The 21,252-nt window shown below is 45.6% G+C and carries 35 protein-coding genes; 6 read left to right on the top strand and 29 right to left on the bottom strand.

Features of this window, described 5'->3' with window-relative positions; all coding sequences use genetic code 11:
* Positions 1-14: 14 nt before the first annotated feature.
* Positions 15-923 carry a sulfate adenylyltransferase subunit CysD gene (gene cysD / locus LYZ37_RS01310; RefSeq protein WP_069667847.1) on the bottom strand — a complete coding sequence of 303 codons (909 nt, stop codon included), beginning with the start codon at positions 921-923 and terminating at the stop codon, positions 15-17.
* A gap of 56 nt (positions 924-979) precedes the next feature.
* The gene (gene cobA, locus LYZ37_RS01305) at positions 980-1,849 is read right to left on the bottom strand and encodes a uroporphyrinogen-III C-methyltransferase (RefSeq protein ID WP_272786176.1); all 870 of its coding nucleotides are present in this window, start codon (positions 1,847-1,849) and stop codon (positions 980-982) included.
* A 263-nt stretch (positions 1,850-2,112) separates the two neighbouring features.
* On the opposite strand from cobA, the gene cpdB reads away from it, so the two are divergent.
* The 4 genes from cpdB to LYZ37_RS01285 all read left to right on the top strand — a co-directional run bounded on the left by cpdB (position 2,113) and on the right by LYZ37_RS01285 (position 6,178).
* Entirely contained in the window at positions 2,113-4,074 is a 1,962-nt protein-coding gene (gene cpdB, locus LYZ37_RS01300) for a 2',3'-cyclic-nucleotide 2'-phosphodiesterase (RefSeq protein WP_272786175.1), read from the top strand.
* Positions 4,075-4,180: 106 nt separating this feature from the next.
* A complete protein-coding gene (locus LYZ37_RS01295) occupies positions 4,181-4,744 on the top strand; it encodes a Crp/Fnr family transcriptional regulator (RefSeq protein ID WP_239855663.1) in 564 nt (187 codons plus the stop codon).
* Between the two features lie 70 nt (positions 4,745-4,814).
* Complete coding sequence (locus tag LYZ37_RS01290) at positions 4,815-5,267, top strand: GNAT family N-acetyltransferase (protein WP_272786174.1); 453 nt, start codon at positions 4,815-4,817, stop codon at positions 5,265-5,267.
* A gap of 2 nt (positions 5,268-5,269) precedes the next feature.
* Positions 5,270-6,178 (top strand): DMT family transporter, encoded by a 909-nt coding sequence (locus LYZ37_RS01285; protein WP_272786173.1) that lies wholly within the window; start codon positions 5,270-5,272, stop codon positions 6,176-6,178.
* Here the strand turns inward: LYZ37_RS01285 and LYZ37_RS01280 are convergent.
* Positions 6,124-6,696, bottom strand: a complete 573-nt coding sequence (locus LYZ37_RS01280) for a LysM-like peptidoglycan-binding domain-containing protein (protein ID WP_272786172.1) — start codon at positions 6,694-6,696, stop codon at positions 6,124-6,126. The genes LYZ37_RS01285 and LYZ37_RS01280 overlap by 55 nt on opposite strands.
* 228 nt (positions 6,697-6,924) lie before the next feature.
* Here LYZ37_RS01280 and LYZ37_RS01275 point away from each other — a divergent pair, with 228 nt between their 5' ends.
* Complete coding sequence (locus LYZ37_RS01275) at positions 6,925-7,545, top strand: FKBP-type peptidyl-prolyl cis-trans isomerase (protein ID WP_272786171.1); 621 nt, start codon at positions 6,925-6,927, stop codon at positions 7,543-7,545.
* 109 nt (positions 7,546-7,654) lie between these two features.
* Entirely contained in the window at positions 7,655-8,152 is a 498-nt protein-coding gene (locus tag LYZ37_RS01270) for a DUF2780 domain-containing protein (protein ID WP_272786170.1), read from the top strand.
* A gap of 402 nt (positions 8,153-8,554) precedes the next feature.
* Here LYZ37_RS01270 and rplQ read toward each other — a convergent pair whose 3' ends face one another.
* From rplQ to rplD, 26 genes are all read right to left on the bottom strand, one after another.
* Positions 8,555-8,935 (bottom strand): 50S ribosomal protein L17, encoded by a 381-nt coding sequence (gene rplQ / locus LYZ37_RS01265; protein WP_004410405.1) that lies wholly within the window; start codon positions 8,933-8,935, stop codon positions 8,555-8,557.
* 25 nt (positions 8,936-8,960) lie between these two features.
* Entirely contained in the window at positions 8,961-9,953 is a 993-nt protein-coding gene (locus LYZ37_RS01260) for a DNA-directed RNA polymerase subunit alpha (RefSeq protein ID WP_004410407.1), read from the bottom strand.
* Between the two features lie 24 nt (positions 9,954-9,977).
* Positions 9,978-10,598 (bottom strand): 30S ribosomal protein S4, encoded by a 621-nt coding sequence (rpsD, locus tag LYZ37_RS01255; RefSeq protein ID WP_006878395.1) that lies wholly within the window; start codon positions 10,596-10,598, stop codon positions 9,978-9,980.
* A gap of 27 nt (positions 10,599-10,625) precedes the next feature.
* Entirely contained in the window at positions 10,626-11,015 is a 390-nt protein-coding gene (rpsK, locus tag LYZ37_RS01250) for a 30S ribosomal protein S11 (RefSeq protein ID WP_001118870.1), read from the bottom strand.
* Between the two features lie 18 nt (positions 11,016-11,033).
* Positions 11,034-11,390, bottom strand: coding sequence for a 30S ribosomal protein S13 (rpsM, locus tag LYZ37_RS01245; protein WP_004410414.1), 357 nt, complete (start codon positions 11,388-11,390; stop codon positions 11,034-11,036).
* Between the two features lie 147 nt (positions 11,391-11,537).
* A complete protein-coding gene (gene rpmJ, locus LYZ37_RS01240; protein ID WP_000868186.1) occupies positions 11,538-11,651 on the bottom strand; it encodes a 50S ribosomal protein L36 in 114 nt (37 codons plus the stop codon).
* A gap of 39 nt (positions 11,652-11,690) precedes the next feature.
* On the bottom strand, positions 11,691-13,025 hold the full coding sequence (secY, locus tag LYZ37_RS01235) for a preprotein translocase subunit SecY (protein ID WP_171323656.1): 1,335 nt from the start codon (positions 13,023-13,025) through the stop codon (positions 11,691-11,693).
* Positions 13,026-13,045: 20 nt separating this feature from the next.
* Entirely contained in the window at positions 13,046-13,480 is a 435-nt protein-coding gene (gene rplO, locus LYZ37_RS01230; protein ID WP_004745896.1) for a 50S ribosomal protein L15, read from the bottom strand.
* 5 nt (positions 13,481-13,485) lie between these two features.
* Complete coding sequence (gene rpmD / locus LYZ37_RS01225) at positions 13,486-13,662, bottom strand: 50S ribosomal protein L30 (protein WP_004410429.1); 177 nt, start codon at positions 13,660-13,662, stop codon at positions 13,486-13,488.
* A gap of 7 nt (positions 13,663-13,669) precedes the next feature.
* Complete coding sequence (gene rpsE, locus LYZ37_RS01220) at positions 13,670-14,173, bottom strand: 30S ribosomal protein S5 (RefSeq protein WP_004745894.1); 504 nt, start codon at positions 14,171-14,173, stop codon at positions 13,670-13,672.
* 14 nt (positions 14,174-14,187) lie between these two features.
* Positions 14,188-14,541 carry a 50S ribosomal protein L18 gene (gene rplR / locus LYZ37_RS01215; protein WP_004745893.1) on the bottom strand — a complete coding sequence of 118 codons (354 nt, stop codon included), beginning with the start codon at positions 14,539-14,541 and terminating at the stop codon, positions 14,188-14,190.
* Between the two features lie 9 nt (positions 14,542-14,550).
* Complete coding sequence (rplF, locus tag LYZ37_RS01210) at positions 14,551-15,084, bottom strand: 50S ribosomal protein L6 (RefSeq protein ID WP_006963210.1); 534 nt, start codon at positions 15,082-15,084, stop codon at positions 14,551-14,553.
* A 12-nt stretch (positions 15,085-15,096) separates the two neighbouring features.
* Positions 15,097-15,489, bottom strand: a complete 393-nt coding sequence (gene rpsH, locus LYZ37_RS01205; RefSeq protein WP_004745890.1) for a 30S ribosomal protein S8 — start codon at positions 15,487-15,489, stop codon at positions 15,097-15,099.
* A gap of 29 nt (positions 15,490-15,518) precedes the next feature.
* Positions 15,519-15,824 carry a 30S ribosomal protein S14 gene (rpsN, locus tag LYZ37_RS01200; RefSeq protein ID WP_004745888.1) on the bottom strand — a complete coding sequence of 102 codons (306 nt, stop codon included), beginning with the start codon at positions 15,822-15,824 and terminating at the stop codon, positions 15,519-15,521.
* Between the two features lie 17 nt (positions 15,825-15,841).
* Entirely contained in the window at positions 15,842-16,381 is a 540-nt protein-coding gene (gene rplE, locus LYZ37_RS01195) for a 50S ribosomal protein L5 (protein ID WP_004745887.1), read from the bottom strand.
* Positions 16,382-16,404: 23 nt separating this feature from the next.
* Positions 16,405-16,722 (bottom strand): 50S ribosomal protein L24, encoded by a 318-nt coding sequence (gene rplX / locus LYZ37_RS01190; protein ID WP_004745885.1) that lies wholly within the window; start codon positions 16,720-16,722, stop codon positions 16,405-16,407.
* Positions 16,723-16,735: 13 nt separating this feature from the next.
* Positions 16,736-17,107 carry a 50S ribosomal protein L14 gene (rplN, locus tag LYZ37_RS01185; protein WP_004745883.1) on the bottom strand — a complete coding sequence of 124 codons (372 nt, stop codon included), beginning with the start codon at positions 17,105-17,107 and terminating at the stop codon, positions 16,736-16,738.
* Positions 17,108-17,272: 165 nt separating this feature from the next.
* Complete coding sequence (gene rpsQ, locus LYZ37_RS01180) at positions 17,273-17,527, bottom strand: 30S ribosomal protein S17 (RefSeq protein ID WP_004745881.1); 255 nt, start codon at positions 17,525-17,527, stop codon at positions 17,273-17,275.
* Positions 17,527-17,718 (bottom strand): 50S ribosomal protein L29, encoded by a 192-nt coding sequence (rpmC, locus tag LYZ37_RS01175; protein WP_004410456.1) that lies wholly within the window; start codon positions 17,716-17,718, stop codon positions 17,527-17,529. Before rpmC ends, rpsQ begins: the two co-directional genes overlap by 1 nt.
* Complete coding sequence (gene rplP / locus LYZ37_RS01170) at positions 17,718-18,128, bottom strand: 50S ribosomal protein L16 (RefSeq protein ID WP_004410459.1); 411 nt, start codon at positions 18,126-18,128, stop codon at positions 17,718-17,720. The genes rpmC and rplP overlap by 1 nt, the downstream gene beginning before the upstream one ends.
* A gap of 11 nt (positions 18,129-18,139) precedes the next feature.
* Positions 18,140-18,838 (bottom strand): 30S ribosomal protein S3, encoded by a 699-nt coding sequence (gene rpsC / locus LYZ37_RS01165; protein WP_004745879.1) that lies wholly within the window; start codon positions 18,836-18,838, stop codon positions 18,140-18,142.
* 19 nt (positions 18,839-18,857) lie between these two features.
* Complete coding sequence (rplV, locus tag LYZ37_RS01160; protein WP_004745877.1) at positions 18,858-19,190, bottom strand: 50S ribosomal protein L22; 333 nt, start codon at positions 19,188-19,190, stop codon at positions 18,858-18,860.
* A gap of 10 nt (positions 19,191-19,200) precedes the next feature.
* The gene (gene rpsS, locus LYZ37_RS01155) at positions 19,201-19,479 is read right to left on the bottom strand and encodes a 30S ribosomal protein S19 (protein WP_004745876.1); all 279 of its coding nucleotides are present in this window, start codon (positions 19,477-19,479) and stop codon (positions 19,201-19,203) included.
* 22 nt (positions 19,480-19,501) lie between these two features.
* A complete protein-coding gene (rplB, locus tag LYZ37_RS01150; RefSeq protein WP_004410474.1) occupies positions 19,502-20,326 on the bottom strand; it encodes a 50S ribosomal protein L2 in 825 nt (274 codons plus the stop codon).
* A 15-nt stretch (positions 20,327-20,341) separates the two neighbouring features.
* Positions 20,342-20,644, bottom strand: coding sequence for a 50S ribosomal protein L23 (rplW, locus tag LYZ37_RS01145; RefSeq protein WP_004398471.1), 303 nt, complete (start codon positions 20,642-20,644; stop codon positions 20,342-20,344).
* On the bottom strand, positions 20,641-21,243 hold the full coding sequence (gene rplD / locus LYZ37_RS01140) for a 50S ribosomal protein L4 (protein WP_004745875.1): 603 nt from the start codon (positions 21,241-21,243) through the stop codon (positions 20,641-20,643). Before rplD ends, rplW begins: the two co-directional genes overlap by 4 nt.
* Positions 21,244-21,252 lie beyond the last annotated feature (9 nt).

Genomic DNA, 21,252 nt, shown 5'->3' with positions numbered 1-21,252 from the left:
TTTATCCTCAATCCTTAGAAGTAACCTTGGCGTTTCTTAAGTTCCATCGATCCAGACTGATCGTGGTCGATCGCTCTGCCTTGTCGTTCACTGGATGTCGCCACCAACATCTCTTCAATAATGCCTGTGAGCGTATTGGCTTCAGACTCAATCGCGCCAGTCAGTGGGTAACAACCGAGTGTTCTGAAGCGAACGCTTTTCTCTTCGATTTTTTCACCTGGCTGAAGCTCCATACGGTCATCGTCCACCATGATTAGCATGCCATCACGCTCAACAACTGGTCGCTTATCGGCTAGGTAAAGTGGCACAATCTCGATGTTCTCTAGATAGATGTATTGCCAGATATCTAGCTCAGTCCAGTTTGAAAGTGGGAAGACACGAATACTCTCACCTTTATTGATTTGGCCGTTGTAAGTACGCCATAACTCAGGACGCTGATTCTTTGGGTCCCACGTATGGTTCTTGTCACGGAAAGAGTAAACACGCTCTTTCGCACGAGATTTCTCTTCATCACGACGCGCGCCACCAAAAGCTGCATCGAAGCCATACTTGTTCAAAGCTTGTTTAAGACCTTGAGTCTTCATGATGTCAGTATGCTTAGATGAGCCATGTGTGAATGGGCTACATCCCATCGCAAGACCTTCTGGGTTCTTGTGAACCAAAAGCTCAAAGCCGTATTTCTCAGCAGTACGGTCACGGAACTTAATCATTTCCTTAAACTTCCAGTCGGTATCGACATGAAGTAGCGGGAAAGGAATTTTACCTGGGTAAAAAGCTTTACGTGCCAGATGCAGCATGACCGATGAGTCTTTACCAATTGAATACATCATCACTGGGTTATCGAACTCAGCGGCAACTTCACGAATGATGTGAATACTCTCCGCTTCAAGCTGCTTAAGATGGGTTAAACGTTCTTGATCCATGTTAATTGCTTCCTTTATGGCTCATAGAGCCGATGGCTAATCTAGTTAAAATGGCGTTAGGCTGACTGACGCTGGGCGGTGACTTGTTCTGCTTGGGGTTCAAACCATGCAAGCTTTTCGGACAATGCCACTACTTCACCAACAACGATAAGTGAAGGTGACTGAGCGTCTTTTGCGAGATCAGCAAGCTCATTGAGCTGACCTTTAAATACTTTCTGTTTACTGTGCGTACCGCGCTCAATAATCGCGATGGGTGTTTCTGGCTGACGACCATGTTCAATCAGTTGGCTTTGGATGTATTCCGACTTCATCAAACCCATGTAGATCACTAGAGTCTGATTTCCGCGCGCTAACGTCGACCAATCCATCTGATCACTTTCTGCTTTTAAATGACCGGTGATAAACATTGCCGACTGAGCATAGTCGCGGTGTGTGAGGGGAATGCCCGCATAAGCGGTTGCGCCAGCTGCGGCAGTGATGCCTGGCACGACGTGGAAAGAGACGCCTGCATCCGCAAGGATTTCTAGCTCTTCTCCACCACGACCAAAGATAAACGGATCGCCACCTTTTATGCGTACCACGCGATGGCCTTGCAGCGCGAAGTCTAGTAGTAGTTGATTGGTTTTTTCTTGAGGTACACTGTGGTGACCGGCGCGTTTACCGACACACACTAAGATGGTATCGCTTGGCACCAAAGAGATAATGTCATCCGATACTAGGTAGTCATAAAGCACGACATCAGCTTGCTGGAGGAAACGCAGCGCTTTCAAGGTCAGAAGTTCTACATCACCCGGTCCTGCGCCAACGAGTGCAACTTCACCTTTACCGAGCAGACTGTGACCCACTGTATTGAGATCTGCTTGCTTGCTACGCTGTGCGTGCTGATTGCTCAGAGGAAATTGAGAAATCTTATCCTTGCTCGCCATAATGTCACCCTTACCTAATCTATGAAGGCATTATGGCGCTCTAGTTATATTACCTGAAATTCTAAAATTTCATTTTTTATATCAATTTCTGATAAGCGAATATTTTAAGATTGTTCAAGCTTTGTTCGGTTTTGAGATATTCTCAGCAGAACGCTATAAAGTAATTGCTCAACATCACACTTTGTCTTTCAATGAAATCATTGTTTCATTTCATTTTGTTACATTATGCAGCGTCTTACTAAACGCTATCGGAGCATCAAAAAATGAAAGTAGCAGTGAAACCCCTATCTCTTGCTGTACTGGGTGGCATGTTAACCATGGCAGGCCCAGCAATGGCAGATACGATCAAACTTCGTATTGTCGAAACAACTGATATTCACACTAACGTCATGGATTATGACTACTACAAAGATAAGCCATCGCAAAAGATTGGTCTGACTCGTGCTGCTACTTTAGTAAAACAGGCTCGCGCTGAAGTTGAGAACAGTGTCTTGGTTGATAACGGTGACTTAATCCAAGGTAGCCCTATGGGTGACTACATGGCAGCTAAAGGCATCAAAGTTGGTGAAGTACACCCAGTGTACAAAGCGATGAATCAACTAGACTACGATGTGGGCAACATTGGTAACCATGAATTCAACTACGGCCTTGAGTTCCTAGCTGAAACCATCAACGATGCAGACTTCCCTTACATCAGCGCTAACGTATTTGATCAAAAAACCGGTGAGCACTACTTTAAGCCATACATCATTAAGTCTCACAAATTCAAAGACGTTGACGGTGTTGAGCATGAAATCAAAGTAGGTTACATCGGATTTGTTCCACCACAGATCATGGTTTGGGATAAGAAGAACCTAGAAGGTAAGGTGTTCGCTAAAGACATCAAGGAAACAGCAGAAGAGCTTGTTCCACAGATGAAAAAAGAGGGTGCCGACGTTATCGTTGCGATTCCTCACTCAGGTGTAGCAGCAGACCCATACAAACATGGCGCTGAAAACTCTACATACTACTTAGCTGAAGTTGAAGGCATTGACGCAATTGCATTTGGTCACTCGCACGCGGTATTCCCGGGTAAAGGCTTCGACAATATTCAAGGTGTTGATAACCAAAAAGGCACTATCAATGGCGTAGCCTCAGTCATGCCAGGCCGCTGGGGTAGCCATGTTGGTGTAATCGATCTAGAACTTAAAGAGAAAGATGGCAAATGGGTTGTGGTTAATGGCCAATCAGAAGCGCGCCCAATCTTCGATAAAGTAAACAAGAAGTCACTGGCTGAAGCAGATATAGAGATGGTCAAAGCGCTTGAAGCTGACCACAAAGGTACTCGCGATTTCGTTAACCAACCGATTGGTAAAGCGAATGACGTCATGTACAGCTTCTTAGCTCTCGTTCAAGATGATCCAACGGTTCAAATCGTCAACCTAGCGCAAAAAGATTATGTTGAGCGCTTTATCCAAGGCGACCCAGATCTCTCTGATATTCCAGTACTTTCTGCAGCAGCACCATTTAAAGCGGGTGGCCGTAAGAATGATCCTGCAAACTTCACTGAAGTTGAATCTGGTCAGCTAACCTTCCGTAACGCAGCAGACCTATACCTGTACCCGAACACGCTAGTAGCGATGAAGGTCACCGGTAAAGAAGTCAAAGAGTGGCTAGAGTGTACTGCTGGACAGTTTAAGCAAATCGACGTCAACAGCACTGCACCACAGCAACTTATAGACTGGGACGGCTTCCGTACTTACAACTTCGATGTTATCGACGGTGTAAACTACCAAATCGACGTCACTCAACCAGCGAAATACGATGGTAACTGTAAAGTCGTTAACCAAGGTGCCGAGCGTATTGTTGGCCTAACTTACCAAGGTAAGCCAATCGATATGAAGCAAGACTTCATCATCGCAACCAACAACTACCGTGCATACAGCAACAAGTTCCCAGGAACAGGCGCAGAGTTTGTCGCATTTGATTCACCAGATGAAAACCGTTCAGTTATCGCAGCCTACATCACTCGTGTAAGCCAAGAGAAAGGCGAAGTAACGCCAAGCGCTGACAATAACTGGTCATTTGCTCCAATCAAGTCTGACAACAAACTTGATATTCGCTTTGAAACATCACCAAGTGAAAAAGCAGCGAAATTCATTGAAGCGAAAGGGCAGTACCCAATGAAACGTGTCGCGACGGATGATGTTGGCTTTGGTGTGTACCAAATCGATCTACAGAAGTAACACTTCGTTAGACTAGCTGAAAGCCGCGATGAAAATTGCGGCTTTTTTATTGGTTAACGTTTATCTTAAAATGACAGCTCTTCATCTACGTAAGATTTTTGCCATTATGTTCGACGCTTTCCATCAGCAACTGTCACAAAACGGATTCACGCAACCTGAAATAGAACAACTCACTCAATCAGCGCAATTGATTGAACTGCCTACTCGCCATATTTTGTTGCATCAAGGGGAAGTCGCTGAAGAGATTTTCTTTTTGTTAGATGGCATGTGCCACTCGGCGTATCTAACCGATAAAGGCAAAGAGTTCAGTAAAGAGTTCTATTGGGAGAATGACTGGATCATCGGTTTTGAAAGCTTGGTCAACCAACAACCCTCCCCTTACTTGCTTGAGTCTTTGACCCAGTGCACCTTACTCTCTCTACCTATTGAGACCTTAAGGGTATGGCGCGAGCAAAAACACGGTATTTACCTCAAGCTGCTTGAAACTCAGCTGATGTATAAAGAAAACAAAGAACGCTTTATGTTGCTCTACAGCCCGGAAGAGCGTTATGAACTGTTCTGCCAGCATTACCCAAACTTACTTGAACGCCTCAACGATTATCAAATCGCAGCCTATCTTGGGATTACTCCAATTAGCCTAAGCCGAATTAAAAAGCGCAGCCAAAGTTAACAATTGTTAATGCCCATCGAAAACTGTCTTGCTACATTGGCGTTATCAACAACAGCAAGACAGATAAACAATGATTACTTGGCAACTCAAACCTTTTTCCGACCTCACCACAGAGCAACTGTATACACTGCTAAAACTTCGAGTCGACGTCTTCGTCGTCGAGCAAACTTGTCCTTACCCAGAGCTGGATGATAAAGACCACCAATTGGGCGTTTTCCACCTACTCGGTTATCAAGATGATGAGCTAATAGCTTGCGCACGTTTGTTACCAAAAGGAATCAGTTATCCGTCGGTGAGCATTGGTCGCGTTGCCACTAAGGAAAGTCACAGAGGTGGTGGTTTAGGCCATAAACTACTGCAACAAGCATTGGCAGATTGTGAATCATTATGGCCAAGTGAGTCGATTGAAATTGGCGCACAAGAACACTTAGCCTCGTTTTATCAACATCACGGTTTTGTTCAAACATCCGCTATGTACTTAGAAGATGACATCCCACATATTGATATGAAATTGGAAAAGTAGCCTTGGCTCTCTCTGCAACCTACGTCGCTATCCTACTGCTAGTAATTGGCAACTTCGCAGCTTCTCTTTCCGATGTCGCTGTGAAACTGCTTGACGGTGAGGTATCAACCTTTCAGTACATCTTCATTCGCCAATTGCTTTCCGCTGTGGTTATTTTCCCTTTATGGTGGAAACAATCCCAGCCACAAAGAAAGATGTACAGCCCCAAGTTAAATTTGCTCAGAGCGCATCTAATCTTAATTGGCAGCGGATGCATGGTTGTCGCTATCACCCACTTAACCTTGGCAACGGCCAATGCAGTCTTCTATGCAGCCCCCCTACTCATGCTGCCGTTAGCGATTGTGTTACTTGGAGAGAAACCAACACTCCAGCGTAGTGCGGCAACCATTTTTGGCTTTGCTGGAGTGATGGTGGTGCTAAGGCCATCGGAGTTTCACTGGGCAGCACTGTTTGCACTCGGAACAACCTTCACTCTCGCCCTGTTTAACATAAGCGCACGAAAGTTACCTAGCCAACAAACGGTCGTCAGTACCCTGTTTTGGACATCAGTCCTGTCACTGCCAGTATCAGGTATACTGGCGCTGCTTTACTGGCAGCCGATATCGAATAACCACTTACTGCTAATCTTAGCCAGTGCTGCCTTGATTCTGACCTACAATGGTTTTGCGGTGATGGCCTACCAACGCTCGCCAGCCAGCTCAATCGCAGTGGCCGAAAATTCTGGGTTAGTGTTTGTCGCGCTGTTTGGTGTGATGTGGTTTGATGAAGTGCCAGATTGGCTAACAGCATTAGGGATAGTGATGATTATCCTCCCCCTAATGCCATGGAAAGCGGTGTTGAAACTATTTAGAGTCAATCACTTACTGCGACCAAATCCGCCATCTGAGAGTCGGAAGAACATAACGGACTGATTGCTTTTTTCAAGCTGTAAGATATCAAGCTGGCCGTTTTCGGCTAGTTTAAATCGCACGAGCTGACCTTTTTTAATTCTACTCAAAGGCTTATCCGAACCCTCGACCTTTACCAAGGCATTAAGGTCAGCCATGGCTAAGCCGTTACTCCGAAAGACTTGAGCTAAAGTATCACCACTTTTAACTTCATACTCGTTCCAAGCTTTAGAGACCAGTGAGTCCTGCTCTGCGCTTTTTTGCTCACTTAGGCTACGGGTATTGATATCCACTTCGACACGTTGAGTATTAGAAGAAACTGCCTGCTCTGTTTCGGTTTGAGCCTCAGGGATTGGGATAACAAGTAACACCAATAGCAAAGGAGTAAGCACCATAAGTGCACGTTGATGCAGTCTAGGTAACAAGTTCCATTTATCTAGAATAGTCTGCTTAATCTGCTGCCAATCAATCTGGTTGAGCTTGGCTTTTGCCAGTTCAACGTAATCCACCTGCTGCTGTTTCTTTTTCTTTCTGCGATTCATCGCACCTTGTCTCCAAACGGCCTTCGCTACAAGTATAAAAACCAAGCGCTTATGAGTATAGGATTTTTAAGCATTGAAGGTAATAGCCCAGTAAAATTTCGATAAAATGTCGCGGAAAGTCGATCTTAATCGCACAAAGTGGCGAAAGACTATCTAGGCTCGACCGTTTCATAACAAAGCTATAACTGGTATCCTTTAACCTTTATACACCATATAAAGAGAGACAACATGTCTGAAGTTAAATTTGAGACTGTAGAGCAGAAAGCTAGCTACGGTATCGGTCTACAAATGGGTCAGCAACTTGCTGGTTCTAGTCTTGAAGGTCTAAACGTTGACGCTATCGCTGCTGGTATCGCAACTGCACTAGTTGGTGATCAACCAGCTATCGAAATCGACGAGATCAACAACGCACTACAAGAGCTACACACTCGCGTTGAAGCAGCACGTCAAGAAGCAGCTAAAGTAGCAGCAGCTGACGGTGAAGCGTTCCTAAAAGACAACGCTCTACGTCCAGAAGTGACTGTTCTTGAGTCTGGCCTACAGTACGAAATCATCACTGAAGGTACTGGCGAAATCCCAACTTCTGACAAGCAAGTTCGTGTTCACTACCACGGTGAGCTAACTGACGGCACTGTTTTCGACAGCTCTGTATCTCGCGGTCAACCTGCTGAGTTCCCAGTAACTGGCGTAATCAAAGGTTGGGTTGAAGCACTTCAACTAATGCCTGTAGGTTCTAAGTGGAAACTATACATCCCACAAGACCTAGCATACGGTGAGCGTGGCGCAGGTGCAGCTATCCCTCCATTTGCTGCTCTAGTATTTGAAGTAGAACTTCTAGACATTCTTTAATTTCTTAAGAAATTTAAGCATGTATAACGGCGACCATTGTGTCGCCGTTTTTTATGTATGATACTTATCAAAACAACGCGTATAGGTACTATTGAAACAAGGAGAGACAATGTACAAGAAATTAGCAGTAGCGACTTTAGCAAGTCTTGCTTTAATAGGATGCCAAAGTACTTCAAGCGATGGTCAGGCAAGTACGACTGAAAGCAATTACGGCACAATCGCCAATGCCGCTTTAATGGGAGCGGTTCAGGCTTGGTCTACGCAAGGTGCAGCGGAGACAAATTTAGTTTCAGCCCTGCAAAGCAATGCCAATGTTTCTTCTGAACAAGCCATAGGCGGATTGGGCTCAATGTTAGCCTTAGCGCAAAACTCGTTAAATAGCAGCGAAACCAGTGAGATGGCAAACCTTATTCCAGGGTTTGACTCTCTTCAATCGAGTGGCTTAAGCGCCATGATTGCTAACAACGAATCCGTTAAGAGCGCGTTTTCAGCATTAGGCATGGACCCTTCTCTAATATCAACCTTCACTCCTATCATCTTAAGTGCTCTACAAAGCCAAGGCGCAAGCAGCGGGTTGTTAGGTAGCTTGGGCACAATCTGGCAGTAAAAGCTGGAGAGCTAGAGAGCTAGAGAGCTAGAGAGCTAGAGAGCTAGAGAGCTAGAGAGCTAGAGAGCTAGAGAGCTAGAGAGCTAGAGAGCTAGAGAAATTTTCGGGGTTAGCGCTTAGTGTCAACCCTTTTTGTGGATGCGGGATTTGAGAACGGACTTCGTCCTACGGATAACTGGATAACTGGATAACTGGATAACTGGATAACTGGATAACTGGATAACTGGATAACTAACGTTGCTCCGAAGTGATTTAGGGTCAATTCTATTTTTCCAGAAGGGCGAAGCCCGATCCCGTTTTCCACAAGCGCAGCGTTCCATAGGGTGCAGCCCGTTCCTTCTCCACCTTTCAGACGCAAAAAAGCCGAGCTAATGCTCGGCTTTTTCGTTCTTACGAACCTGATTACTCAGCAGCTTCTTCAGCAGCTGGGCGATCTACAAGCTCAATGTAAGCCATTGGAGCTTTATCACCAGTACGGAAACCAGCTTTTAGGATACGAGTGTAACCGCCCTGACGAGCAGCAAAACGTGGACCTAGTTCGTTAAATAGTTTTGCAACTACTTCGTTGTCACGAGTACGTGCAAATGCTAGACGACGGTTAGCAACGCTGTCAGTCTTAGCTAGTGTAATCAAAGGCTCAACTACGCGACGTAGCTCTTTTGCTTTTGGCAGTGTAGTCTTGATAACTTCATGACGTACTAGAGAGCTAGCCATGTTGCTAAACATCGCTTTACGATGTGAGCTGTTGCGGTTGAGTTGACGACCACTCTTACGATGGCGCATGACCTAATCCTTCTAACTTTATCGATTAATCTTCAGCGATAGACGCTGGTGGCCAGTTTTCTAGGCGCATGCCAAGAGAAAGACCACGTGATGCAAGTACGTCTTTGATCTCTGTAAGAGATTTTTTACCCAGGTTAGGCGTTTTAAGTAGCTCAACCTCAGTACGCTGTACAAGATCACCGATGTAGTGAATCGCTTCTGCTTTCAGACAGTTAGCAGAGCGAACTGTTAGTTCAAGATCGTCTACAGGACGCAGTAGGATCGGATCGAATTCTGGCTTCTCTTCCTTCTCCTCAGGTACACGTACATCACGTAGATCTACGAACGCATCCAATTGCTCAGCTAGGATAGTAGCTGCACGACGGATTGCTTCCTCAGGGTCTAGAGTACCGTTCGTTTCCATATCGATAACAAGCTTGTCTAAGTCTGTACGCTGCTCTACACGAGCTGCTTCAACAGAGTAAGCAATCTTGTCTACTGGGCTGTACGTAGCGTCAACCAGTAGGCGACCAATTGGACGCTCATCTTCTTCAGTATGGATACGAGCCGAAGCTGGAACATAACCACGACCACGTTCAACTTTGATGCGCATTGCGATCTCAGCGTTGTCATCTGTTAGGTGACAAATAACGTGTTCAGGGTTAGCGATCTCTACATCACCATCATGGGTGATGTCACCTGCAACCACAGGGCCCGAGCCTGATTTGTTCAAAGTAATGAACACTTCATCTTTGCCTTCGGCAACACGTACAGCCAAACCTTTAAGGTTAAGTAGGATTTCAAGAATATCTTCTTGAACGCCTTCTTTAGTACTGTACTCATGAAGTACGCCTTCGATTTCTACTTCTGTTACAGCACAACCTGGCATAGAAGATAGAAGAATACGGCGAAGTGCATTACCAAGAGTATGGCCAAAACCACGCTCTAATGGCTCAAGAGTTACTTTTGCGTGAGTCGTGCTAACCTGTTCGATGTCAACAAGACGTGGCTTAAGAAATTCTGTTACAGAACCCTGCATTGTGTCCTCTCTTTAGTTTAAACCTTACTTAGAGTAAAGCTCGACGATCAATTGTTCGTTGATGTCAGCAGATAGATCTGAACGCTCAGGCAAACGCTTGAACGTACCTTCCATCTTACCACCATCTACTTCAATCCAAGTTGGTTTTTCACGTTGTTCAGCAACTTCTAGAGCAGCCTTGATACGAGATTGCTGTTTAGCTTTCTCGCGGATAGAAACAACGTCGTTAGCCGCAACTTTGAAAGAAGGAATGTTTACAACTTTACCGTTAACTAGGATAGCTTTGTGGCTAACTAGCTGACGTGCTTCTGCGCGAGTTGCGCCAAAGCCCATGCGGTAAACTACGTTATCAAGACGACCTTCAAGAAGCTGAAGTAGGTTTTCACCAGTGTTGCCTTTAAGGCGAGCAGCTTCTTTGTAGTAGTTACGGAATTGTTTTTCTAGAACGCCGTACATACGACGAACTTTTTGCTTCTCACGAAGCTGAACGCCATACTCAGATAGACGACCGCGACGAGCGCCGTGTACACCTGGTGCGTTATCAATTTTACACTTGGTATCGATCGCGCGTACACCAGACTTAAGGAATAAGTCAGTACCTTCGCGACGGCTAAGCTTCAGCTTAGGACCCAAATATCTTGCCATGATCTTTCTCCAGTAATCTAAAAAACGTTATACGCGACGTTTCTTAGGTGGACGACAACCGTTATGAGGGATTGGTGTAGCATCAACGATGTTTGTGATGCGGAAACCAGCAGCGTTCAGTGCGCGAACAGTAGATTCACGACCTGGACCTGGACCCTTAACCATAACTTCCAAGTTCTTTAGACCGTATTCTTTAGCCATTTCAGCACAACGCTCAGCAGCAACCTGTGCAGCGAACGGAGTAGACTTACGAGAACCACGGAAACCTGAACCACCTGCAGTTGCCCATGCAAGAGCATTACCTTGACGGTCAGTGATGGTTACGATTGTGTTGTTGAAAGAAGCATGGATGTGCGCAACACCGTCTGCAACTTGTTTGCGAACGCGTTTACGCGCGCGAGTTGGTTGTTTAGCCATTGTACTCTACCTTCCCGATTATTTCTTGATCGGCTTACGCGGACCCTTACGGGTGCGAGCATTGGTTTTAGTACGCTGTCCACGTAGTGGTAGACTGCGACGATGACGAAGACCACGGTAACAGCCAAGGTCCATAAGACGCTTGATGTTCATTGATACTTCACGACGTAGATCACCCTCTACAGTGTATTTAGCTACACCATCACGCAGTTGATCGATCTGCTCTTCAGATAGTTCACTGATCTTAACATCTTCAGCAATACCCACTTCAGCTAGGATAGCTTGAGAGCGAGTCTTACCGATGCCGTAGATTGACGTTAGTGCAATCACAGCATGTTTTTGATCAGGAATGTTAATGCCTGCTATACGGGCCATTATTCACTCCTAGTGTTTCATAAAAGAATTAGCCGCAGCAAAGCCCGTTATGGATACGCTGCGGAATACTACTTCTTTTGCACGCAAAAGGTAGGCCGAGGAATATACTCGACACTACCTTATATTACAAGTAAAAATTTCTGCTAATTAGCCTTGGCGTTGCTTGTGCTTTGGCTCACTGCAAATCACGCGAACGACACCGTTACGCTTGATAACTTTACAGTTACGGCAGATTTTTTTAACGGAAGCACGAACTTTCATTGCTAAACTCCGTAAATGAAATCTGAGTCTACCGCCGAATTAACGGCCATAGCCTTTCAGATTTGCTTTCTTCAACACAGAATCATACTGTTGAGACATCAGATGAGTCTGTACCTGTGCCATAAAGTCCATGATAACAACCACTACGATTAGTAGAGATGTACCGCCGAAGTAGAAACGTACGTTCCACGCGACCATCATGAACTCCGGAATCAGACAGATAAAGGTAATGTATAACGCACCTGCTAAGGTTAAACGCGTCATTACTTTATCAATATACTTAGCTGTCTGCTCACCTGGGCGGATGCCGGGTACGAATGCACCGGACTTCTTCAAGTTATCTGCTGTTTCACGCGGGTTGAAAACCAACGCCGTGTAGAAGAAACAGAAGAAAATAATCGCTGCTGCATATAGCATTACATACAGAGGTTGACCTGGGCTAAGAGCCAAAGACACGTCAGTTAACCAACCGAACGCGCTGCTCTCACCGTTCTGACCAAACCACTGAGCCAGTGTTCCTGGGAACAGGATAATGCTCGATGCGAAGATTGCTGGAATAACACCTGCCATATTAATTTTAAGTGGCAAGTGAGTGCTTTGCGCAGCAAATACTTTACGACCTTGTTGACGCTTCGCGTAGTTAACAACGATTCGACGCTGACCACGCTCCATGAAAACAACGAAGTAAATAACTGCAAAAGCAAGTACACCAATCAACAGCAGAAGAAGTACATGCAATTCACCTTGACGCGCTTGCTCGATTGTTTGACCGATTGCAGAAGGCAATCCAGCAACAATACCTGCAAAGATTAGTAACGAAATGCCGTTACCGATTCCGCGCTCTGTAATTTGTTCACCTAACCACATTAGGAACATGGTGCCGGTTACTAAACTTACGGTAGCAATTAGCGTAAACATGGTTTGGTTGATAACAACCAGATTATCGACCATGTTTGGTAAGCCTGTTGCAATACCAATAGCTTGGAATGTTGCAAGTACAAGCGTGCCGTAGCGTGTATATTGGCTGATCTTACGACGGCCTGCTTCACCCTCTTTTTTGAGTTCAGCTAACGCTGGATGAACTACAGTTAGCAGTTGGACAACAATAGATGCCGAAATATACGGCATGATGCCCAACGCTAATATAGATGCACGCTCAAGAGCACCACCGGAGAACATGTTAAACATTTCTACGATGGTACCTTTTTGCTGTTCGAACAATTCGGCAAGTACAGCAGCGTCAATACCAGGAATCGGCACAAAAGAGCCGGCTCGGAATACTAAAAGTGCACCCACTACGAATAACAAGCGCGACTTTAGTTCACTTAAGCCGCTCTGAGCACTACGAAAATCTTGTCCTGGTTTCTTAGCCATCTGTACCTCGTTCCTCGAGATTATTCCTCGATTTTACCGCCTGCAGCTTCGATTGCAGCTTTAGCGCCTTTAGTCACACGTAGACCTTTTACAGTCACTGCTTTGTTAAGCTCACCAGATAGAACAACTTTTACAAATTCGATGTTCTTAGTGATAACGTTAGCAGCTTTAAGGCTGTTTAGATCTACTACGTCACCAGTTACTTTCGCTAGCTCAGCTAGACGAACTTCAGCAGACACTAGGCTCTTACGAGAAGTGAAACCGAATTTTGGTAGACGTTGTTTTAGAGGCATCTGACCGCCTTCAAAACCTGGACGAACTGAACCGCCAGAACGTGACTTTTGACCTTTGTGGCCACGGCCACCAGTCTTACCTAGGCCAGAACCGATACCACGACCAACGCGCTTTGCAGCAGTCTTAGCACCAGCAGCTGGTGATAGAGTATTCAAACGCATTCTGATTACTCCTCAACTTTAACCATGTAGTAAACCTTGTTGATCATACCGCGTACGCACGGAGTATCTTCAAGTTCTACTGTGTGGTTGATTTTACGAAGGCCTAGACCTTTAAGACACGCTTTGTGCTTAGGTAGACGACCAATTGAGCTTTTAGTTTGAGTTACTTTAATAGTTGCCATGGTGTTCTTACTCCGAAATAGATTCAACAGTTAGACCACGTTTAGCAGCAACCATTTCTGGCGACTTCATGCTACCTAGTGCATCGATCGTTGCACGAACGATGTTGATAGGGTTCGTAGAACCGTATGCTTTAGATAGTACGTTGTGTACACCAGCAACTTCTAGTACTGCACGCATCGCACCACCTGCGATAACACCAGTACCTTCAGCAGCAGGCTGCATGTAAACTTTAGAGCCCGAATGACGACCTTTCACCGGGTGGTGAAGAGTGCCTTCGTTTAGAGCGATCGTAGTCATGTTACGACGCGCTTTTTCCATTGCTTTCTGGATCGCTGCAGGTACTTCACGGGCTTTGCCGTAACCGAAACCTACACGACCGTTACCGTCACCAACTACTGTTAGTGCAGTAAAGCTCATGATTCGACCACCTTTAACCGTCTTAGATACACGGTTAACTGCGATTAGCTTTTCTTGCAAATCATTCGCTTGAACTTGTTGTTCTTTAGCCATCTTCCAACCCTACCTTAGAATTTCAGACCAGCTTCGCGAGCAGATTCTGCTAGCGCCGCCACTCGACCGTGGTATTGGAAACCAGAACGATCAAATGCAACTGACTCAACGCCTTTTTCAAGAGCGCGCTCAGCAACAGCTTTACCTACTGCTTTAGCTGCATCGATGTTACCAGTGTTCTTAACTTGCTCACGGATCGCTTTTTCTACAGTAGAAGCTGCTGCGATAACCTCAGAGCCGTTTGATGCGATAACCTGAGCGTACACGTGACGAGGAGTACGGTGTACTACTAGGCGAGTTGCACCCAGTTCTGCAATCTTACGACGTGCGCGTGTAGCACGACGGATGCGAGATGCTTTCTTATCCATAGTGTTACCTTACTTCTTCTTAGCTTCTTTAGTACGCACATTTTCATCTGCGTAACGAACACCTTTACCTTTATAAGGCTCAGGCTCACGGTAAGAACGAATGTCAGCCGCAACCTGACCAACAAGTTGTTTGTCACAACCAGTGATCACGATTTCAGTTTGGCTTGGACACTCAGCTTTAATACCCGCTGGCAATTCATGCTCAACTGGGTGAGAGAAGCCAAGAGTTAGGCCTACAGCGTTGCCTTTGATAGCAGCACGGTAACCAACACCCTTAAGGGTTAGCTTCTTAGTAAAGCCTTCAGTAACGCCAACAACCATGTTGTTAACTAGAGCGCGAGCAGTACCTGCTTGTGCCCATGCGTTAACAACACCTTCGCGTGGACCGAAAGTAAGATTGTTTTCTTCCTGAGCAACAACTACCGCAGCGTTAAGAACGCGAGATAGTTCGCCTTTAGCACCTTTTACAGTGATTTCTTGGCCGTTTAGTTTCACCTCTACGCCAGCTGGAATAGCGACAGGTGCTTTAGCAACACGAGACATAGTCTACTCCTATTAAGCTACGTAGCAGATGATTTCACCACCAAGACCTGCTTTACGTGCAGCGCGGTCTGACATCAGACCCTTGGAAGTTGAAACGATAGCAACACCAAGACCACCCATTACAGAAGGAAGTTGATCTTTCTTCTTGTAAACACGTAGACCTGGACGAGAAACACGTTTAAGTTGCTCGATTACTGGTTTAGCTTGGAAGTACTTAAGAGTTACTTCTAGCTCAGGTTTTGCTTCGCCTTCTACAGCGAAATCAGTGATGTAACCTTCAGCTTTTAGTAGTGCAGCAATTGCAACTTTAAGCTTTGAAGAAGGCATTTTAACAGCAACTTTGTTTGCTGCCTGACCGTTACGAACGCGGGTCAGCATATCCGAAATCGGATCTTGCATGCTCATATGATTTACTCCAAATGATTAAGTGGCAATTACCAGCTAGCCTTACGAAGTCCAGGAATCTCGCCTTTCATGCAAGCTTCACGAACTTTGATACGGCTTAGACCGAACTTACGTAGGTAACCGTGTGGACGACCAGTTTGGTTACAACGGTTGCGCTGACGTGATGCACTTGAATCACGTGGAAGAGATTGCAATTTAAGAACTGCGTTCCAACGATCTTCTTCAGATGCGTTTACATCGCTGATGATAGCTTTAAGCGCAGAACGCTTTTCAGCGAACTTAGCTACTAGCTTCGCACGTTTTGCTTCACGTGCTTTCATTGAATTTTTAGCCATAACAGTAACCCTTCACCTTACTTACGGAATGGGAAGTTAAAGGCAGCCAGCAGAGCACGGCCTTCCTCATCAGTACCAGCAGACGTCGTAATAGTGATGTCTAGACCGCGTACTCGATCAACTTTATCAAAGTCGATTTCCGGGAAGATGATTTGCTCGCGAACGCCCATGCTGTAGTTACCGCGTCCGTCAAAAGACTTAGCGCTAACGCCACGGAAGTCACGTACACGTGGAAGAGCGATGTTAATTAAACGCTCAAGAAAATCCCACATACGTTCGCCACGCAAGGTTACTTTACAACCGATAGGGTAGCCTTCGCGGATTTTGAAACCTGCAACAGATTTACGCGCTTTAGTGATAAGTGGCTTTTGACCAGAGATCGTTGCCATATCAGCAGCTGCGTTTTCTAGCAGTTTCTTATCGTTGATTGCTTCACCAACACCCATGTTTAGGGTGATTTTCTCGATTCTAGGGACTTGCATGACGCTTGTGTAGCTAAACTGTTTGGTCAGTTCAGCGACTACAGACGACTTGTAGTAATCATGCAGTTTCGCCATAGTAGAACTCCAAATTACTTCTATTAGTTAGAAACGATTTCGTTGTTAGATTTAAAGAAACGAACTTTCTTACCATCTTCAAAACGGAAACCGATACGGTCAGCTTTACCAGTAGCTGCGTTAAAGATTGCAACGTTAGAAGCATCAATAGCTGCTTCTTGTTCAACGATGCCACCTTGTTGACCTAGAGCCGGAACCGGCTTTTGGTGCTTCTTAACAAGGTTGATACCTTCAACGATAACTTTACCAGTTGCTAGAACCTTAGTTACTTTACCTTTCTTGCCTTTGTCTTTACCAGCAAGAACGATTACTTCGTCATTACGACGGATTTTAGCTGCCATTTCTACGTGCTCCTTACAGAACTTCTGGAGCCAGTGAAACGATCTTCATGAACTTATCGCCACGAAGTTCACGCGTCACAGGGCCAAAGATACGTGTACCGATTGGTTGCTCAGTATTGTCGTTCAACAATACACAAGCATTACGGTCGAAGCGAATGACAGAACCGTCTGGACGACGAACGCCTTTGCGAGTGCGCACAACAACCGCCTTCAGAACGTCACCTTTTTTAACTTTACCGCGAGGAATTGCTTCCTTCACAGTAACTTTGATAACGTCACCGATATGTGCATAACGGCGGTGTGAGCCACCCAGGACCTTAATACACATTACCTTGCGCGCGCCAGAGTTATCAGCTGCGTCAAGTGTACTTTGCATTTGGATCATTGTTAGTGCTCCGCTAAATATTAATAACTAGACCCATCACGGGTCGGGCTGCCTCTTTAAAAGGGACGCGAATTGTACCACCCTTTTTTGTGATTGGGTAGTCAAAAAATAAACGGCCCCAAAATAATTTTGGAGCCGTTTAATATCATAGAATTAGCTAAGGGATTAGCCTTTCGCTTTTTCTACAACTTTTACCAAAGTCCAAGACTTAGTCTTAGACAGTGGACGACACTCACGAATTTCAACAGTATCGCCTAGGCCACACTCGTTGTTCTCGTCATGTGCGTGAACTTTAGTCGTGCGCTTTACGAACTTGCCGTAAATTGGGTGTTTAACCATGCGCTCGATAGCAACAGTGATAGACTTATCGCCTTTGTTGCTAACTACACGACCAAATGAAGTACGAATTTTGTCGCTCATTATGCGCCTGCCTTCTCAGTCAATACGGTTTTCACACGTGCGATATCACGACGTACAGCTTTCAGAGTATGAGTTTGCTGTAGTTGACCAGTAGCAGCTTGCATGCGCAAGTTGAACTGTTCACGTAGCAAATTCAAAAGCTCAGCGTTAAGCTCTTCAACGCTTTTTTCGCGTAGATCTTGTGCTTTCATCACATCACCTGCTTAGTTACAAACGTAGTTTTGAATGGCAGTTTACGAGCCGCTAGGCGGAACGCTTCACGAGCCAATTCTTCAGGTACACCACCCATTTCGTACATAACCTTACCAGGTTGGATTTGGGCTACCCAGTACTCAACGTTACCTTTACCCTTACCTTGACGAACTTCAAGTGGTTTTTCTGTGATAGGTTTGTCTGGGAACACACGGATCCAGATTTTACCTTGACGCTTAACGTGACGTGTCATTGCACGACGTGCCGCTTCGATTTGACGAGCAGTTAGACGACCACGGCCAGTAGCTTTAAGACCGAATTCGCCGAAGCTTACATCAGTACCTTTAGCTAGACCACGGTTACGACCAGTCTGAACCTTACGGAACTTAGTACGTTTAGGTTGTAGCATCTGTCGACTCCTTACTTACGGCCTTTACGCTGCTTCTTAGGCTTGTCGCCTTTAGGCTCTACAGCGTTAGCTGCTGGCATACCGCCTAGAATCTCACCTTTGAAGATCCAAACTTTAATGCCGATCACACCGTATTGAGTGTGAGCCGAAGAAGTTGCGTAATCAATGTCAGCACGTAGAGTGTGTAGAGGCACACGGCCTTCACGATACCACTCAGAACGTGCAATTTCAGCGCCGCCTAGACGACCGCTTACTTCTACTTTGATACCTTTAGCGCCTAGACGCATTGCGTTTTGTACCGCGCGCTTCATAGCACGACGGAACATAACACGACGCTCTAGCTGAGACGCGATGCTATCACCTACAAGCTGTGCATCAAGTTCAGGCTTACGTACTTCAGCGATGTTGATTTGCGCTGGTACACCTGCAATTTTAGCTACAGCTGTGCGTAGTTTTTCTACGTCTTCACCTTTCTTACCGATTACAACGCCAGGACGAGCAGTGTGAATAGTCACACGGATGCTCTTAGCTGGACGCTCGATAACGATGCGTGAAAGAGATGCTTTTTTCAGTTCACTTGTAAGGAACTGACGTACCTTGAAGTCGCCGTCTAGGTTGTCAGCGAAATCTTTGGTGTTAGCAAACCATGTAGCATTCCAAGGCTTAACGATGCCTAGACGAATACCATTAGGATGTACTTTTTGACCCATTGCTTACTCTCCTAGTCTCTTAGCGATCTGCTACAACAACAGTGATGTGGCTTGAACGCTTCAAGATACGATCCGCACGACCTTTAGCACGAGGCATAATACGCTTCATGATAGGGCCTTCATCTACGAAGATTTTTGCGACATTTAGATCGTCAATATCTGCGCCTTCATTGTGCTCCGCGTTAGCGATAGCTGACTCAAGAACTTTCTTGATTAGATCAGCAGCTTTTTTGTTGCTGAACGTTAGAATTTCTAGAGCCTGGTCTACAGATTTTCCACGAATTTGATCCGCAACTAAGCGAGCTTTCTGAGGCGAAATGCGAGCAAAGTTATGTTTAGCTAATGCTTCCATTATCTACTCCTTAACGCTTCTTAGCTTTCTTATCCACGACATGGCCGCGGTAAGTACGTGTTGGTGCGAATTCGCCCAGTTTGTGACCGATCATTTCTTCGGTTACGAATACTGGTACGTGCTGACGACCATTATGGACAGCGATGGTCAAACCGATCATCGTAGGGATGATCATTGAACGACGGGACCAAGTCTTAATAGGCTTTTTGTCTCCGCTTTCCACCGCTTTCTCTACCTTCTTCAGCAAGTGTAGGTCAATAAATGGACCTTTCTTGAGAGAACGTGGCATGGCGATTCCTCTTTAATATAGATTACTTGTTACGACGACGTACGATGTACTTGTCAGTGCGTTTGTTCTTACGAGTCTTGAAGCCTTTAGTTGGCTGACCCCATGGTGAAACTGGGTGACGGCCACCAGAAGTACGACCTTCACCACCACCGTGTGGGTGGTCTACTGGGTTCATTACCACACCGCGAACGGTAGGACGAACACCGCGCCAGCGGTTAGCACCAGCTTTACCAAGTTCACGTAGCATGTGCTCAGAGTTACCAACTTCACCGATTGTTGCACGGCCTTCAGAAAGTACTTTGCGCATTTCGCCAGAACGTAGACGGATAGTTACGTATGCACCGTCGCGAGCAACGATTTGAGCATATGCACCAGCCGAACGAGCTAGCTGACCACCTTTACCAGGCTTAAGTTCAACGTTGTGTACAGTTGAACCTACTGGGATGTTACGCATTGGTAGAGTGTTACCAGCTTTGATTGGTGCATCAACACCAGACTGGATAGCATCACCTGCGTTAACACCTTTAGGTGCTAGGATGTAACGACGCTCACCGTCTGCGTACAGAACTAGAGCGATGTTAGCGCTACGGTTTGGATCATATTCAAGACGCTCAACTTTCGCTGGGATACCGTCTTTAGTACGTTTGAAGTCAATTACACGGTAGTGGTGCTTGTGACCACCGCCGATGTGACGTACTGTGATACGACCGTTGTTGTTACGACCACCGTTCTTAGAGTTTTTCTCTAGAAGAGGTGCGTATGGCTTGCCCTTGTGTAGGTCAGCGTTAACAACTTTAACAACGTGACGACGACCAGGGGAAGTCGGCTTACATTTAACAATAGCCATTCTTAACTACTCCTGTTATTCCGCGCCGCCAACGAAGTCAAGATCTTGACCTTCTTTCAAAGTAACGTACGCTTTCTTAACGTCGCTGCGGCGACCTTGGCGTAGACCTTGACGTTTGGTCTTACCCTTAGTGATAAGAGTATTTACAGACTTAACTTCAACTTCAAATAGCTTTTCTACAGCTGCTTTGATCTCTTTTTTAGTTGCATCTTTAGCTACTTTGAAAACGATAGTGTTCGCTTTCTCAGCTGCCATAGTTGCTTTTTCAGAGATGTGCGGTGCACGTAGAACTTTTAGGATACGCTCTTCAGTGATCATGCTAGCATCTCCTCTACTTGTTTAACTGCGTCAGCAGTAATTACAACTTTGTCGAACGCGATTAGAGAAACTGGGTCAATACCAGCAACGTCACGAGCGTCAACTTTGTATAGGTTACGAGCAGCTAAGAATAGGTTCTCATCTACTTCGCTAGTCACGATTAAAGCGTCAGTTAGCTCAAGCTCTTTAAGCTTAGCAACTAGTTCTTTAGTCTTTGGTGCTTCTACTGAGAAGTTATCAACAACGATTAGACGCTCTTGACGAACAAGCTCAGAAAGAATGCTCTTCATAGCACCACGGTACATTTTCTTGTTTACTTTTTGGCTGTGATCTTGTGGTTTCGCAGCAAAAGTAACACCACCTGTACGCCAGATTGGGCTACGGATTGTACCAGCACGTGCACGGCCAGTACCTTTTTGACGCCATGGCTTAGCGCCACCGCCAGAAACTTCTGAACGTGTTTTCTGAGCACGAGTACCTTGACGAGCACCTGCTGCGTACGCAACAACTACTTGGTGTACAAGAGCTTCGTTAAACTCACGTCCGAAAGTAGTTTCGGAAACAGTTAGTGCATCAGCACCTTTAACCATTAGTTCCATTACTTACTC

Source organism: Vibrio tubiashii, assembly GCF_028551255.1.
Taxonomy (GTDB): Bacteria; Pseudomonadota; Gammaproteobacteria; order Enterobacterales; family Vibrionaceae; genus Vibrio; species Vibrio tubiashii_B.
Note: the sequence above shows the minus strand (reverse complement) of the source record. Positions and strands in the feature narration are given on the sequence as shown.

Coding starts and splice junctions, on each gene's coding strand:
- rplR (WP_004745893.1), bottom strand. CDS start 14,541: ATGGATAAGAAAGCATCTCGCATCCGTCGTGCTACACGCGCACGTCGT.
- rpmC (WP_004410456.1), bottom strand. CDS start 17,718: ATGAAAGCACAAGATCTACGCGAAAAAAGCGTTGAAGAGCTTAACGCT.
- rpmJ (WP_000868186.1), bottom strand. CDS start 11,651: ATGAAAGTTCGTGCTTCCGTTAAAAAAATCTGCCGTAACTGTAAAGTT.
- LYZ37_RS01275 (WP_272786171.1), top strand. CDS start 6,925: ATGTCTGAAGTTAAATTTGAGACTGTAGAGCAGAAAGCTAGCTACGGT.
- cpdB (WP_272786175.1), top strand. CDS start 2,113: ATGAAAGTAGCAGTGAAACCCCTATCTCTTGCTGTACTGGGTGGCATG.
- cysD (WP_069667847.1), bottom strand. CDS start 923: ATGGATCAAGAACGTTTAACCCATCTTAAGCAGCTTGAAGCGGAGAGT.
- LYZ37_RS01260 (WP_004410407.1), bottom strand. CDS start 9,953: ATGCAGGGTTCTGTAACAGAATTTCTTAAGCCACGTCTTGTTGACATC.
- rplE (WP_004745887.1), bottom strand. CDS start 16,381: ATGGCGAAACTGCATGATTACTACAAGTCGTCTGTAGTCGCTGAACTG.
- rpsH (WP_004745890.1), bottom strand. CDS start 15,489: ATGAGCATGCAAGATCCGATTTCGGATATGCTGACCCGCGTTCGTAAC.
- rplX (WP_004745885.1), bottom strand. CDS start 16,722: ATGGCAGCTAAAATCCGTCGTAATGACGAAGTAATCGTTCTTGCTGGT.
- rplW (WP_004398471.1), bottom strand. CDS start 20,644: ATGATCACTGAAGAGCGTATCCTAAAAGTTCTACGTGCACCGCACATC.
- rplB (WP_004410474.1), bottom strand. CDS start 20,326: ATGGCTATTGTTAAATGTAAGCCGACTTCCCCTGGTCGTCGTCACGTT.
- LYZ37_RS01290 (WP_272786174.1), top strand. CDS start 4,815: ATGATTACTTGGCAACTCAAACCTTTTTCCGACCTCACCACAGAGCAA.
- rplP (WP_004410459.1), bottom strand. CDS start 18,128: ATGCTACAACCTAAACGTACTAAGTTCCGTAAGGTTCAGACTGGTCGT.
- rplN (WP_004745883.1), bottom strand. CDS start 17,107: ATGATCCAAATGCAAAGTACACTTGACGCAGCTGATAACTCTGGCGCG.
- rpsE (WP_004745894.1), bottom strand. CDS start 14,173: ATGGCTAAAGAACAACAAGTTCAAGCGAATGATTTGCAAGAAAAGCTA.
- rpsD (WP_006878395.1), bottom strand. CDS start 10,598: ATGGCAAGATATTTGGGTCCTAAGCTGAAGCTTAGCCGTCGCGAAGGT.
- rplO (WP_004745896.1), bottom strand. CDS start 13,480: ATGCGTTTGAATACTCTATCACCAGCTGCTGGTGCTAAGACTGCTGCA.
- rplV (WP_004745877.1), bottom strand. CDS start 19,190: ATGGAAGCATTAGCTAAACATAACTTTGCTCGCATTTCGCCTCAGAAA.
- rpsC (WP_004745879.1), bottom strand. CDS start 18,838: ATGGGTCAAAAAGTACATCCTAATGGTATTCGTCTAGGCATCGTTAAG.
- rplQ (WP_004410405.1), bottom strand. CDS start 8,935: ATGCGCCATCGTAAGAGTGGTCGTCAACTCAACCGCAACAGCTCACAT.
- rpsS (WP_004745876.1), bottom strand. CDS start 19,479: ATGCCACGTTCTCTCAAGAAAGGTCCATTTATTGACCTACACTTGCTG.
- LYZ37_RS01295 (WP_239855663.1), top strand. CDS start 4,181: ATGTTCGACGCTTTCCATCAGCAACTGTCACAAAACGGATTCACGCAA.
- secY (WP_171323656.1), bottom strand. CDS start 13,025: ATGGCTAAGAAACCAGGACAAGATTTTCGTAGTGCTCAGAGCGGCTTA.
- rpmD (WP_004410429.1), bottom strand. CDS start 13,662: ATGGCAACTATTAAAGTAACTCAAACTAAAAGCTCAATTGGTCGTCTA.
- cobA (WP_272786176.1), bottom strand. CDS start 1,849: ATGGCGAGCAAGGATAAGATTTCTCAATTTCCTCTGAGCAATCAGCAC.
- rplD (WP_004745875.1), bottom strand. CDS start 21,243: ATGGAACTAATGGTTAAAGGTGCTGATGCACTAACTGTTTCCGAAACT.
- rpsN (WP_004745888.1), bottom strand. CDS start 15,824: ATGGCTAAAAATTCAATGAAAGCACGTGAAGCAAAACGTGCGAAGCTA.
- LYZ37_RS01280 (WP_272786172.1), bottom strand. CDS start 6,696: ATGAATCGCAGAAAGAAAAAGAAACAGCAGCAGGTGGATTACGTTGAA.
- rpsM (WP_004410414.1), bottom strand. CDS start 11,390: ATGGCCCGTATAGCAGGCATTAACATTCCTGATCAAAAACATGCTGTG.
- rplF (WP_006963210.1), bottom strand. CDS start 15,084: ATGTCTCGTGTTGCTAAAGCACCTGTCGCTATTCCAGCTGGCGTAGAG.
- LYZ37_RS01270 (WP_272786170.1), top strand. CDS start 7,655: ATGTACAAGAAATTAGCAGTAGCGACTTTAGCAAGTCTTGCTTTAATA.
- rpsK (WP_001118870.1), bottom strand. CDS start 11,015: ATGGCTAAACAACCAACTCGCGCGCGTAAACGCGTTCGCAAACAAGTT.
- rpsQ (WP_004745881.1), bottom strand. CDS start 17,527: ATGAGCGACAAAATTCGTACTTCATTTGGTCGTGTAGTTAGCAACAAA.